13 protein-coding genes are annotated in these 12,870 nt (G+C 67.9%); 8 read left to right on the top strand and 5 right to left on the bottom strand.

The genetic code is table 11. From position 1 onward, the window contains the following. Positions 1–238 precede the first annotated feature (238 nt). Entirely contained in the window at positions 239–637 is a 399-nt protein-coding gene (locus ACTWQD_RS14700; protein ID WP_443196862.1) for a hypothetical protein, read from the top strand. 111 nt (positions 638–748) lie between these two features. Here ACTWQD_RS14700 and ACTWQD_RS14695 read toward each other — a convergent pair whose 3' ends face one another. Both ACTWQD_RS14695 and ACTWQD_RS14690 read right to left on the bottom strand, forming a co-directional pair. Then, positions 749–2,134 (bottom strand): MFS transporter, encoded by a 1,386-nt coding sequence (locus ACTWQD_RS14695; RefSeq protein WP_443196861.1) that lies wholly within the window; start codon positions 2,132–2,134, stop codon positions 749–751. Positions 2,135–2,234: 100 nt separating this feature from the next. Further along, positions 2,235–3,461 carry an ROK family protein gene (locus ACTWQD_RS14690; RefSeq protein ID WP_443196860.1) on the bottom strand — a complete coding sequence of 409 codons (1,227 nt, stop codon included), beginning with the start codon at positions 3,459–3,461 and terminating at the stop codon, positions 2,235–2,237. 216 nt (positions 3,462–3,677) lie between these two features. Here ACTWQD_RS14690 and xylA point away from each other — a divergent pair, with 216 nt between their 5' ends. Both xylA and ACTWQD_RS14680 read left to right on the top strand, forming a co-directional pair. Further along, complete coding sequence (gene xylA, locus ACTWQD_RS14685) at positions 3,678–4,868, top strand: xylose isomerase (protein WP_443196859.1); 1,191 nt, start codon at positions 3,678–3,680, stop codon at positions 4,866–4,868. Positions 4,869–4,887: 19 nt separating this feature from the next. Beyond that, positions 4,888–6,438 (top strand): xylulokinase, encoded by a 1,551-nt coding sequence (locus ACTWQD_RS14680; protein ID WP_443196858.1) that lies wholly within the window; start codon positions 4,888–4,890, stop codon positions 6,436–6,438. Here the strand turns inward: ACTWQD_RS14680 and glgX are convergent. From glgX to ACTWQD_RS14665, 3 genes are all read right to left on the bottom strand, one after another. Further along, positions 6,378–8,429 (bottom strand): glycogen debranching protein GlgX, encoded by a 2,052-nt coding sequence (glgX, locus tag ACTWQD_RS14675; RefSeq protein ID WP_443196857.1) that lies wholly within the window; start codon positions 8,427–8,429, stop codon positions 6,378–6,380. The two genes, ACTWQD_RS14680 and glgX, sit on opposite strands and share 61 nt — an antisense overlap. 99 nt (positions 8,430–8,528) lie before the next feature. Continuing rightward, entirely contained in the window at positions 8,529–9,164 is a 636-nt protein-coding gene (locus ACTWQD_RS14670; RefSeq protein ID WP_443196856.1) for an ANTAR domain-containing protein, read from the bottom strand. Positions 9,165–9,249: 85 nt separating this feature from the next. Beyond that, a complete protein-coding gene (locus ACTWQD_RS14665) occupies positions 9,250–10,446 on the bottom strand; it encodes an NAD(P)/FAD-dependent oxidoreductase (RefSeq protein ID WP_443196855.1) in 1,197 nt (398 codons plus the stop codon). Positions 10,447–10,658: 212 nt separating this feature from the next. Between ACTWQD_RS14665 and ACTWQD_RS14660 the strand changes: the two genes are divergently transcribed. From ACTWQD_RS14660 to ACTWQD_RS14640, 5 genes are read left to right on the top strand one after another with little or no spacing between them, the layout of a single operon-like run. Continuing rightward, a complete protein-coding gene (locus tag ACTWQD_RS14660; protein ID WP_443196854.1) occupies positions 10,659–11,147 on the top strand; it encodes an Asp23/Gls24 family envelope stress response protein in 489 nt (162 codons plus the stop codon). Beyond that, positions 11,144–11,335, top strand: coding sequence for a DUF2273 domain-containing protein (locus ACTWQD_RS14655; RefSeq protein ID WP_443196853.1), 192 nt, complete (start codon positions 11,144–11,146; stop codon positions 11,333–11,335). Before ACTWQD_RS14660 ends, ACTWQD_RS14655 begins: the two co-directional genes overlap by 4 nt. Further along, a complete protein-coding gene (locus ACTWQD_RS14650; protein WP_443196852.1) occupies positions 11,332–11,685 on the top strand; it encodes a hypothetical protein in 354 nt (117 codons plus the stop codon). The genes ACTWQD_RS14655 and ACTWQD_RS14650 overlap by 4 nt, the downstream gene beginning before the upstream one ends. After that, on the top strand, positions 11,682–12,263 hold the full coding sequence (locus ACTWQD_RS14645) for a DUF6286 domain-containing protein (protein WP_443196851.1): 582 nt from the start codon (positions 11,682–11,684) through the stop codon (positions 12,261–12,263). The genes ACTWQD_RS14650 and ACTWQD_RS14645 overlap by 4 nt, the downstream gene beginning before the upstream one ends. After that, positions 12,260–12,865 (top strand): hypothetical protein, encoded by a 606-nt coding sequence (locus tag ACTWQD_RS14640; protein WP_443196850.1) that lies wholly within the window; start codon positions 12,260–12,262, stop codon positions 12,863–12,865. The genes ACTWQD_RS14645 and ACTWQD_RS14640 overlap by 4 nt, the downstream gene beginning before the upstream one ends. The last annotated feature ends 5 nt before the right edge of the window (positions 12,866–12,870 follow it).

Below are 12,870 nucleotides of genomic sequence, written 5' to 3'. Positions count from 1 at the left end.
AACATCACTTCCGGGTTGCTGGACCGACTCGGAATCACCCATCAACCCCGCCGTTGACTTTCGTGTCTCCTGCGAGGACGATAACGAGTGGGAGTCAATGATTGGGGGGCTAAATCAGAGTCTGACCTGCCAAAATGTGCGTGTGTGCTGACTATTCCCGCGCCAAGTTTCGACCCAGCAGTGGGGATATCGCTGTTTGCGAAGCTCAAGCTTCCGCATCTGTTTATCAACTCCGAATTTGGGGATCAACGGAGAAAAAATGACTAAAAGTGTCTTTAGGCCGGTCGCAAATGCGCCCGGTGCATTTACATCTGGATTTTTCGACTCCCGTCAGGGAGATGGATTTCGTGCGATGGTGCACGATCAAATGGAACTATTAGCAGCCGAGGGCAAGACGCCGGACTTCGTGGCTTCTGGGACAGTGAACTCTGGACATCTTGCCCTAGCGCTGACTTTGTGGGGTATATGGGATGCGGTTAGGGACCTCGCCAGCCGCGCTTGGGACGCAATTAGCGATGTTCTGACGAATGAGGGCGGCAGCGGCGGCGGCGGCGGTGGTGGTGGCGGGGTTCGCGCAATGGTGAGCCTGGCCGAAGCCAAAATCGTCGCAGCGACCCGGGTGCCGGCGCTGGTTTAGCCCGTCGTTCAAGACGCGCCCGCCAGCCGCGTTCGGACCCTACGGAAAAGGACCAGGTGCAGGCCACAGCTGTGGCCTGCACGTGGTCACCCCAGAATCAGCAGGTCCTGCTCATTCAGAGGACGAGGACGAGGACGGGGAGACGGTGTTCGCCATCGCCGACTCCTCGGCGGCCGTCCCCGCGTACGACGCCGAGACCCGGCGGTAGACCGGCGTCAGGAAAGCCAGCATCGCGGCCACGATCATGATGATCCCCGCCACCAGGAACACCAGGGCAATGCCGCGGGAGGTGCCCTCGCCCAGCAGCGGGGCCAGCTGGGCGGCACCCTCGGCCGACCGGGCATAGGGGATGATCCAGACCTGGGCGATCGGCGCGATGAGGAACGCGGTGATCGGCGCTGCCGCAGACTCGAACGCCATGGCGAATCCGAACACCCGGCCCTGCCGGTTGAGGGGCACCACCTGCTGGATGACCGTCTGCTCGGCGGCCTCCACGAAGGGGACCAGGACCAGGTAGAGCCAGATGCCGGCGATGTACAGCCAGGCCCACTCCCGCAGGGTGAACACCGCGCCCAGGACCCCCATCACGATCACCGCGATGAGCATGGTGCGCAGCGGGTTGGACCCGAGGCCGAACTTGCCGATGAGCGCGCCGCCAACGATGAAGCCGGTGGCGCCGAGCGCGAAGTAGGTCCCCCACAGCTCCACCGGGAACATTTCCAGACCGTAGGGATCCATCAGCGCCATGTAGACGCCTCCGATGAAGTTGTTGAACGTGGAGAAGAGGATCAGCGCGAACAGCCCGGAAATGGCCAGCACGGCGGCGAGGGAGCCGCGCAGGTCGAACCCTCCGTGGGCGTCAGTGGCTGCCGCGCGCACCTCCTCGGGCATGCGCAGCATCAGCAGGTGCGCGAAGGCCAGAGCCGTGAGCACTATGGCGACGACGATCGTCCAGCCCATGCCCAGCAGCCCGACCGACAGCCCGGAGAGCAGTGAGGTGACGATGAACATCAGTCCCTGCACCATGCCCACCAGCCCGTTGGCGTTAGCCCGCCGGTCCGGCTCAATGAGGATGGTGACCGTGGTGGAGAGGGCAATGTTGCGCATGTTTTCCACCACCGCTCCGACCAGGATGATCAGGGTGAAGACCCAGAACCAGGGTTGTGTGAGGTCCAGGAGCCGGGCGGCGGGTGTCAGCAGGAACATGACCCCGGACAGCACGAACATCACCAGCGTGAAGCCGGCTGCGAAGCGCATTACACCCAGCTTGCGGTAGCGGTCCACGAAGGTGCCGAAGCTGATGCTGGACAGGGCGATCAGCAGCATGTACGCGCCGCCGATCACTCCGGTGGCAATCACGTTGCGCGTCTGCAGGTACACCCAGAACGTCAAGGCGAACCACAGGTAGCTGGTGGTGATGTTGGCCAGGGCGGTATTTACCAGGATCCCGGCGAACGTGCGGGAGCGCTGTGCCGGAGTGCGCAAGGCCTCGGTCATGCGTCCCAGTGTACTGACAACCGCCGGGCCCGGAAACGGTTGCCACCCGGTCCTCCGGACAGCGGCCGTGTCGGGGGTTGAGGGCCCAACCGGCCGGGTTTTACTGGCTGGGCTGTGTGTCAGACGAATGGCTGGCGGAGCGGAAGCCTGCCGGGTCGGCCAGGAGCGGCGTGAACGCCAGCTCCGCGGCGCCGATCATCATCAGATCGGAGCCGAGGGCTGCGCGGTAGATTTCGACGTCGCCGGCGGGGCCGTCCAGCGCCTGGGACCGCAGCCCCCCGGCCAGGGCCGTCGGGGCGAGGGCGTGCAGCGTCCCGAGGAAGCCGTCCAGCACGATGGCCTCCGGGTTGAAGATGTTTACGGCATTGCGCAGGGCAATGCCCAGGAATGCCAGCTGGCGTGAAATTTCGTCGCTGAGCGCGGCACTGCTGCTGGCCGCCAGCGCTTCCTCGAGGTCTGCGGTGTTGCCGCGGTCCAGTCCGGAGAGTCCGAGGAGGCGGGACTGGGAGACCTCGGTTTCCAGGCAGCCGGTGGCGCCGCAGTGGCAGGTTGCTCCTCCGGAGCGGACAAAGGTGTGGCCCAGTTCGCCGGCGTAGCCTGAAGCCCCGCGGAGAAGCTGCCCGTTCGCGATGATTCCGCCGCCGATCCCGCTGGCGCCGCCGTTGAGATAGATCAGGTTCCCTTGTCCGGCGCCGGCCCCGAAAAGCAGTTCCGCCTCGGCGCCGAGGGAGGCGTCGTTCGCGGCATGGCACGGGTAGCCGGTGGCCTCGCCCAGCATCCGGGCAACCGGCTCGTTCCGCCAGCCCAGGTGCGGCGCGTGCCGCACTACGCCGTCGTCGCGGGTGACCAGGCCGGGAACGGCCATGCCGATCCCCGTGATCCGGTAGGAGGCATCAAGTTCGGAGCGCATGCCGGCGATGACCGCCGCGGCGATGTTCACCGCTTCGCGGGCGGTGGGGATCCGTTCCGTGTCGAAGCGGATTTTCTTGTGCACGGTGCCGCCCAGGCCCACCAGGCCGATGGTGACGGCGTCGATCTCCGGATTGACCGCCAGTGCCGCCACCGACGCGCTGGGGCGGACCTCCGGGCTCGGCCTGCCCACTTGGCCCTCGCCGGCGGGCACGGACTCGTAGACCAGTCCCAGGGAGACCAGTTGGCCGATCAGCGTCCCCACGGTGGAGCGGTTCAGCCCCGTGCGCCGGGTGAGCTGGGCGCGGCTTAGGACACGGTGGTGATGGACCAGTGAGGTCAGCAGGGACAGGTTGTTGCGGCGGGACGGATCCGGTTCGCCCGCCCCTGCGGAGGAAATGGTGTGCGCGGACATCATGGTGAGACTATCAGCGGCCGAAAGGGTTGGCGCCATTTGCTGCCGGAGGCAACATAGTGGCCTGGCGCGGTGAGACTCTCCGATTCGGTGGAAATTTTTATCGATCTCCCGTTGACACGGCTCTGATCCGTAATATGTTTGTCTCTAGAACAAATTAGTTCAGGTGTGCGCCACCCGTCGCACCCCTGCATCCGCACCGACCTTTCGGAGAATTCAATGGCGATTCAACCCACCCGCGAAGACAAGTTTTCCTTTGGCCTCTGGACCGTGGGCTGGGAAGCCCAGGACCAGTTCGGCTCCGCGACGCGGCCGCCCCTGGACACGGTTGAGGCCATCAACCGCCTCAGCGACCTGGGCGCCTACGGCATCACCTTTCACGACAACGACCTCTTTCCGTTTGGGTGCTCCGCTGCCGACCGGCAGCGCGAAATCGACCGGCTGACCGGCGCGCTGAAGGCCACCGGCATGGTGGTCCCCATGGTCACCACCAACCTGTTCAGCCACCCCGTCTTCAAGGACGGCGGCTTCACCAGCAACGACCGCGGCGTCCGGCGCTTCGCACTCCGCAAAGTGCTGGACAACATCGACCTCGCGGCGGAACTCGGTGCCGAAACGTTCGTGATGTGGGGCGGGCGTGAAGGCAGCGAATACGATGCCACCAAGGACATCCGCGGCGCTCTGGAGCGCTACCGTGAGGCGGTCAACCTGCTGGGCGACTACGTCACGGACAAGGGCTACAACATCCGCTTCGCCATCGAGCCCAAGCCCAACGAACCCCGCGGCGACATCCTGCTTCCCACCCTGGGCCACGCCCTGGCCTTCATCGAAACGCTGGAGCGCCCCGAGCTGGTGGGCATCAACCCCGAAACGGGCCACGAGCAGATGGCCGGGCTGAACTTCACCCACGGCATTGCCCAGGCGCTCTACCAGGGCAAGCTTTTCCACATCGACCTCAACGGCCAGCGCAGCATCAAGTTCGACCAGGACCTGGTGTTCGGGCACGGGGACCTGCAGAACGCCTTTTCCCTGGTGGACCTGCTGGAAAACGGCGGACCCGACGGCGGGCCGGCCTACGACGGTCCGCGCCACTTCGATTACAAGCCCAGCCGCACCGAGGACATCAACGGCGTCTGGGACTCCGCAGCGGCCAACATGCAGACCTACCTGTTGCTCAAGGAACGCGCCAAGGCCTTCCGGGCCGACCCCGAGGTCCAGGCCGCACTGCAGGCCTCGCGCGTCGCGGAAATCAACGAGCCCACCCTCAACCCCGGTGAAGGGTACGAACAGCTCCGCGCCGACCGCGCGTCCTACGAGGACTTCGACGCAGACGCCTACTTCGGCGGCAAGGGCTTCGGCTTCGTGAAGCTGCAGCAGCTCTTCATTGAGCACCTGCTCGGCGCCCGCTGATCCCGTGGCGGCTGCCCGCATGAACCTCGTTGCCGGCGTCGACTCCTCCACCCAAAGCTGCAAGGTGGTGATCCTGGATGCCGGCAGCGGCACGCTGGTCCGCGAAGGCCGCGCCGCCCACCCGGACGGAACGGAAGTCCACCCGGACCACTGGTGGCGGGCGCTGCGTGAAGCGTTCGACGACGCCGGCGGGCTGGCGGACGTTTGCGCGCTCTCGGTGGGAGGCCAGCAGCACGGCATGGTGCTGCTGGACCATGCCGGCAACGTCCTGCGGCCTGCGCTGCTGTGGAACGACACCCGCTCGGCGGCAGCCGCGGAGGCACTCACCAACGAGGTGGGGGCGGAGGACTTCGCCCGCAGGACAGGCCTGGTCCCCGTGGCCTCCTTCACCATCACCAAGGTCCGCTGGGTCCGGGACCACGAGCCGGACCTGGTGGGCAAGGTGGCGGCCGTTGCGCTGCCCCATGATTGGCTGACCTGGCGGCTCCGCGGCTACGGCCCGGCAGGCTCCAGCCCCCTGGGCCCGGACCTGGAACAGCTCACCACGGACCGCTCGGACGCCAGCGGAACAGGCTACTGGAGCCCCTCCGCCGGCGGGTACGATCTTGAGCTCTTCACACTGGCCCTGGGCCGGGATGCCCGCGAGGCCAGCGGCGGCAGCGCGGGTCACGCCGTGCCGCGGGAGTCAGGAGCCGTGGTCCTACCCCGCGTTCTTGGTCCGGGCGATGCCGCCGGAGAGATCCACCCCGGCTGCTTCGGTTCCCAGGCGGAGCTGCCTGGCACCGCCGGGGCCGGAGCGGGCATCCTGCTCGGTGCCGGCGCGGGCGACAACGCGGCCGCTGCGCTGGGGCTGGGGGCGCAGCCGGGAGACGTGGTGGTGTCCGTGGGCACCAGCGGGACGGTGTTCTCCGTGGCGCCGGAGGCCGCCGCCGATCCCGGAGGAACGGTGGCAGGCTTCGCGGACGCCAGCGGAGCGTTCCTGCCCATCGCCGTAACGCTCAATGCCGCGCGGGTGCTCAGTTCCGTGGCCGGCCTCCTCGGCGTGGACCTCGACGAATTGTCGCGGCTGGCCCTGGAAGCGGAACCCGGCGCCGGGGGCGTTGTGCTGGTGCCCTACTTCGAGGGTGAGCGCACGCCCAACCTCCCGCATGCCAAGGCCAGCCTCCATGGACTCAGCATCGCCTCCAGCACCCGGAGCAACCTGGCCCGCGCCGCCATCGAGGGCATGCTCTGCGGGTTGTCCGGCGGTCTGGAGGCCCTGCGCGCGCAGGGCGGCCCCGCGACGCGGCTGCTCCTGATCGGCGGCGCGGTGCAGAACCCTGCGGTCCAGGCCATCGCGGCGCAGGTCTTCGACCTGCCGGTCATGGTTCCCAGCCCGGGGGAGTATGTGGCCCGGGGCGCTGCGGTCCAGGCGGCGTGGGCCTGCAGCGGGCGCCGCCCGGACTGGGACGTGCCCCTCGACGCTGCGCCCGCTGCCGACTACCGTCCGGTCATCCGGCAGAACTACCTTCAGGCGCGGGACCGGAGCACGGTGACCGAGCGGTCGCAGACAATCAGCCTCTCCGCCTGAGCAGCCACCTGCTGCTCCGGGTCGGTGGAGAGGGCCAGCTCCCAGTCCTGCCGCGGCGCCGGCGGAACGGTGAACTCCACGCCGTTCTCGGCGGCGTTGAACAGCACGGCGAAGGCATCGGCGCCGTCGTGCTCGAGCACGAACGTGATGGCCCGGTGGTCTGCCGCCCAGTCGTCCTCGGCGAACCCCTCAGCGTCCGCCCGGAGGACCCGGACGGAGTCCGCGCTGCCGGCCTCCGGGGCGTGGCGGAACCAGTCCGGGCGCAGCGCCGGGTTGTCCCGCCGGAGCGCGATCAGGTCCTTTGTGAAGTCCAGCAGTCCGCCGTCGGTCTTGTTCCAGTCGAACCAGGAGATCTCATCGTCCTGGCAGTAGGCGTTGTTGTTGCCGCCCTGGCTGCGGCCCATCTCATCGCCGCCGAGGATCATGGGCACGCCGGCGGACAGCAGCAGCGTGGTGAGGAAGTTCCTGCGCTGGCGGCCGCGGAGGTCGTTGACGCCGGGATCATCGGTGGGACCCTCGATGCCGTGGTTGGCCGAACGGTTGTCGCTTTCGCCGTCGTTGTTGTCCTCGCCGTTGGCCTCGTTGTGCTTTTCGTCGTAGGCCGTCAGATCCGCCAGGGTGAAGCCGTCATGTGCGGTGATGAAGTTGACGCTGGAGACCGGGGCGCGGCGGCTGCCCTCGTAGACGTCCGGGCTGCCGAGGAAGCGCTGGGCGAAGTCGCCGAGGACGTTCTCGCCGCCGTGCCAGAAATCGCGGGAATCGTCGCGGCACTTGCCGTTCCATTCGGACCAGTCGGCGGGGAAGCCGCCCACCTGGTAGCCGGCGGTGTCCCAGGGCTCCGCGATCATCTTGACCGGCGCCAGCACCGGGTCCTGCTGGATGAGGGTGAGGAAGGCGCTGTGGAGTTCGGCGTCGCCGTCCTGCCTGGTCAGGGTGGTGGCCAGGTCGAAACGGAAGCCGTCGACGTGCATTTCCGTGACCCAGTACCGCAGGGAATCCATGATCAGTCCAAGAGCCGCGGGGTGGCCGACGTTGAGGCTGTTGCCCGTGCCCGTCGTGTCGAAGTACGCCGACTCCTCGCCTTCCACCAGCCGGTAGTAGGCGGCGTTGTCGATGCCCTTGAAGGACAGGGTGGGGCCCATGTGGTTCCCCTCGGCCGTGTGGTTGTAGACGACGTCGAGGATGACCTCAAGCCCGGCCGCGTGCAGCGCCTTGACCATGGCTTTGAACTCGGCGACCTGGCCGCCGCCGTCGCCCGCGGAGCTGTAGTCGCCGTGCGGGGCGAAGAAGCCGATGCTGTTGTAGCCCCAGTAATTGCGCAGGCCTTTTTCCTCCAGGTGGCTGTCCTGGACGAACTGGTGCACCGGTAGAAGTTCGACGGCGGTCACGCCAAGATCCGTGAGGTGCTTGATGGCGGCCGGGTGCGCCATGCCGGCATAGGTGCCGCGGATGTCCTCGGGGACGTCCGGGTGCTGCTGGGTGAACCCCTTGACGTGGACCTCGTAGACAACGGTTTCCGCCAGCGGGGTGCGGGGTGCGACGTCGGGGGAGCCGGCGTCCCAGTCGAAGGACGGGTCCGTGACCACGCAGCGGGGCGTCGAGGCGGCCGAGTCCGTGGCGTCGAACGCGGAGGGGTCGTTCAGGTCATGGGAGAACACCGCCTGGCCCCAGTCATACCCGCCCTCCACGGCAGTGGCGTGCGGGTCCAGCAGCAGCTTGTTCACATTGTGCCGGAGCCCGGACTCAGGGTCCCAGGCGCCGTCGACACGGATCCCGTAACGGGTGCCGACCTCGACGCCGGGCACCACGCCGTGGAAGACGTGCCCGGTGCGTTCCGGGAGTGGCGTGCGGGTCTCATTGCCCTCGCTGTCGAAGGTGCAGAATTCCACCGCGTCGGCGGTCTGCGAGTAGAGGGCGACGTTGGCGCCGCCTTCGCGCAGCGTGACGCCCAGCGGGTACGGAAGGGAACGCGTGGCAGGAGCCGGAGTCATGCGATGCTCGTTTCTTTACAGAGAGGTCGAATCCCTATAGTAAGCATGCTGACTAATAATCAACGACGCGGCCGTCCCCTGCACCCGCATGTCCTGCCGCTACAGCTGGGGCTGGGCACGGCTCTTCGGGTCCCGGGCTGCGGTCGTGGCGCGCTCGATGATTTCGTGGGCGATGGCGTGGACCTTGCGGTTGGTGTCCTGGCTCAGTTGGCTCATGAGCTCGTAGGCCTGGTCGGCGTCCACCCCGGTCCGTCCCATAAGGATCCCCTTGGCCTGCTCGATGGCCGCCCGGTTAAGGGCTGATGCGGCGACCGCCTCGGTTGCGAGCTGATGGCGGTCGGCGTGGATGGATTGCGTCAGGTCCACCACCACACCCCAGACGCCGATGGGCGTGGTGCCGTCGAGGATGTAGTCCGCAGAAAACAGCAGCTTGTGCTGGTGGTCCCTGCGGTCCCGGATGGAGACGTAGATGGACGACGGGCCGCCGGCCGCAGCCACCCGATCCCAGTAGGCCTGGACCTTGGCCCGGTCCTCCGGCTCGACGTGCGGCAGCACCATCTCCATGGAGGGGACAATTTGGCCCGGTTCAAACCCGTACATGCGGTACAGTCCGTCCGACCACCGGAATTCACCGTCGGCGAAGTAGTACTCAACCAGCCCCGTAGGGCAGTTGAGAAACTCTTCCTGGGGAACTCCTGCCGCCATGGAACCGGGATGCTTGCTCTGAGATGTCATTCAAGGGGCCATTCGACGTGCTGCTTCCCCGGCTACCCCCTGCCAAGGCCTGATGGCACCAGAATATAGCACCCTCCGGCCGCCCTTAGGCCCTGCCTTTGAGGATCAGGTTCCAATACATGAACGGGAGCCCATAACGCTTGAGGAGCCACATGTCGCTGCGTTCTTTGGTGGTGTCGATGAATGGGATGCTGGGGGCAGGCTGGAGGCTGTAGTCGAACTCGGCCAGCAGCATCTTCCCCCGCGCCGTGGTCAGCGGACAGGAGGCGTACCCGCCGTACTGGGTGGACGGGGCGGCGCCTTCGATGGCGGCCAGCAGGTTCTTTACCAGCACCGGGGCCTGTTTGCGGATCGCCGCTCCGGTCTTGGAGTTGGGGGTGGAGCCCGCGTCGCCCAGGGCAAAAATTTCCGGGTAGCGCTTGTGCTGCAGGGTGTTCTTATCCACGTCCACATAGCCTGCCGGGTTGGCCGGATCAGCGAGCCTGGTGCGCTTGAGCCAGTCCGGCGCGGACTGCGGCGGCACCACATGGAGAAGGTCGTAATGCAGCCGTTCCTCGGCTCCGGCCGCGTTGTCCCGGATGACCGCCACGCCGGCAGCGGGGTCCACGGACGTCATTTCGCTGTTGAAGCGGACCTCGATGCCGTACTTGGCCACCACCCGCTCCAGCTCCTCGGCGAAGACCTTGACCCCGAACATGCCAGGGGTGGGCAGGACCATCACAACGCGGATGTTCTCCAGTACCCCTTGCTTCTGCCAGTAATCGGCCGCCAGGTACGCGATCTTCTGCGGCGCGCCAGCGCACTTGATCGGCCCCGAAGGCTGCGTGAAAATGGCCGTTCCTGACTTCAGGTTCCGGATCATGTCCCAGGTTTTCGGCGCCAGGTCGAAGCGGTAATTGCTTGATGCGGCGGGGGAGTCCATGGCTTCGGCCATGCCCGGGATTTTGTCCCAGTCCAGCTGGATGCCGGGGGCCACCACCAGATAGTCGTACGTGACGGAGCCTCCGGAGGCCAGCGCAACGCTGCGGCGCTCGGGATCGATGTCCGTGGCAGCGTCCTTGATCCAGGCCACACCCTGGGGCATCACGGAGGCCTGCGGCCGGACCGTTTCCGACTGGCTGGCGGAGCCGCCGCCCACCAGGGTCCACAGCGGCTGGTAATAGTGCTGTTCGCTGGGCTCGATCAGGCCGATGTCGGTGCGGCCGGCCCGGCGGAGCCGCGCGGCAACGCTAAGGCCCGCATTGCCGCCTCCGATGATGAGGATCTCGTGGTGAATAGACATGGCTACATCGCCTCTCTGGAAATCGAGCGCCCGCGGCGCCGGATCAGCACCGTGATGCCTTTCACTTTATACCCCGGGGGGTATTTCTGTATACGCCTGATCGCGCGTGACCCAGCTCACGTTGATTCGACCGTGAGGATTGCAGGCCGGGCGCCGTCCTACTTATGACGGCGCTTCACGGCGCCTCCCCCCTACGAACAGGAGAGAATGCCATGACCACCCAGACGCACACCCCCGCAGACGTTCAGGCCAAGACCGACGCCAAGTCCGCAACTACGGCAATGGCGAAGCCCGCGCAGCCCGCCGGCAAGGACGGCCGCGGCGCCACCACAGTGGTCGACGGCGTCGTGGCCAAGATCGCCGGCATCGCCATCCAGGAGATTGACGGCGTCCACGCCCTCGGCGGCGGAGCCGCCCGCGCTCTCGGCAACCTGCGCGAAAAGGTCGGCCAGAAGGACCTCACCCAGGGCGTCAGCGTCGAGGTCGGCCAGACCCAGGTGGCCGTGGACGTGACCCTCGTGGTCGAGTACCCGCACCCGCTCCAGCAGGTCGCGGACAACGCCCGCGACGCGGTGTACACCGCCGTCGAGGACCTCGTGGGCATGGAAGTCACCGAGGTCAACATCACCATCACCGACATCCACGTCCCCTCCGATGACGACGACACCGACGACGCCGAGCGCGAGCCGAGGGTCGCATGAGCCCCGCGGTAACCGGCATGGCCGCCGGAGCGGTCCTCGCTCTGGCGGCGCTGGCCTTCGGGTTCTGGGGCCTGCTGCTGACGGGCCTGTTTATGGGCGTCGGTGCTGTGCTTGGCCGGGCGGCCGAAGGCCGGCTGGACCTCGCCGGAGTGTTGGACGCCCTGCGCGGCAAGCGCTCCTCCTCATGACCCGGCCCGGCCACACCCGCATCACGCGGACGGCCTTGCGGCACACCATCGAGGCCATCACCGCGCACGCCTTTGGTGTTCCGCTGCGGAGCGTCACAGCGGACCTGGAGGACGACGCCGGCCGGCTGGCCGCCGCCGTCACAGTCCGGCTGGCGCTTCCGGACCTGCTGGGCACCCGGCAGGATGCCGGCCAGGGCAGCCTCTTCGACCGGTCGCGGACCGCGCGGGCAGCCATCACGGCCATCGGCCAGGAGCTCACCGGCAGGTCGATCGGCCGGGTGGACATCCGGCTCAGCGGGTCGAAGCCGGCACCGGCGGCACCCGGCTATCAGGAAAGGAAGGTGGCATGAAGCAGGAGCGATCCATCCGGCGGCTGGTCCGCCGGGAAACCCACTCGTCCCGCGCCGCCGCGTCCGCGCTGACCGCTATGGTCCTTGCCGCTGTGTTCCTCTGGCTGGCCCTCGAATCCGTTCTGGCGCTGCTCGGGGAAGACCCGGCGCTCGCCAGCCCCGGCCAGCTGGTGCGCTGGCTGACCGGCCTGCCGGCCAACACCATCCCCGCCGGGATGGTCGCCGCCGGTGCGGGCCTGGCCCTCCTGGGTCTGCTCCTGCTGGGGGCGGCCCTGGCGGGCGGCCGCCGGTCCCGGCGCGCCCTGCGCAGCGACCGCAGCGCCGTGGTGGTTGATGACGAGGTCATCGCCGCCGCGGTGTCGCGGCGGGCGGGTCTCGCCGCCGGGCTCAGCCCCGGGCAGGTGACCACCACGGTCTCCGGCCGGTCCGTCCGGGTCCGGGTGCGCCCGACGTCGGGCCTGCCCGTGGACCGGGAGGCGGTGCAGGCAGCCGTTGACGGGGAACTCCTCGCCTACCAGCTGGACCGCCGCGTCTCACCAACGGTGCAGGTCATGAGGGAAGGAGCGCTGGCACAGTGAGCAACACCAACAGGGCACTCAACCGCATCCTGCTGGCCCTGGCAGGGCTGGCGCTGCTGGCGGCCGGCGCCGCCGTTGCCGCCGCCGGACTGGTGCCGGGCGTGGCGGCCGCGTGGGCGGAGACGGGGAACAACCTCTCGGGCCAATTCCGGAACGCCCTTGCCGCGGCTCCCCTTCCCGGGCCGGCCCGCAGCTGGTGGGCAGTTGCCGGCGTCGCCGGGCTGCTCCTGGCTGCCGGCCTGTGCATCGCCTGGATCGCCTCCCAGGGCGGCGGCCGGACACCCCGGCTTGCCCGGGAATCCGACGGGGACCAGGGCGCCACCGTGGTGGACGCCGGACTCATCGGGGCAGCCGTCAGCCAGGCGCTGGAGAACAACCGCCTGGTGCTCGGCTCCGCGGTCTCGGCCTGGGAAAGCCGGCGCGGCACCGGTCTGCGGCTGCGGCTGCAGGCTCGCAAGGGCACATCCCCGCGCGAGCTGGCCGACACGGCCGAGGAACTGGTCCGCGGCATCGACGCCCTCCTGGGCCATCCGGTTCCGGTGCTGGTGCGAATCACCGGCGGAGCTAAATCCGCCGTGGCGGAACCGAGCCGCGCCCGGTAGGCCAC

The organism is Pseudarthrobacter sp. 1C304 (genome assembly GCF_052245515.1).
Lineage (GTDB): Bacteria > Actinomycetota > Actinomycetes > Actinomycetales > Micrococcaceae > Arthrobacter.
This window is presented reverse-complemented; position numbering and strand designations above follow the sequence as displayed.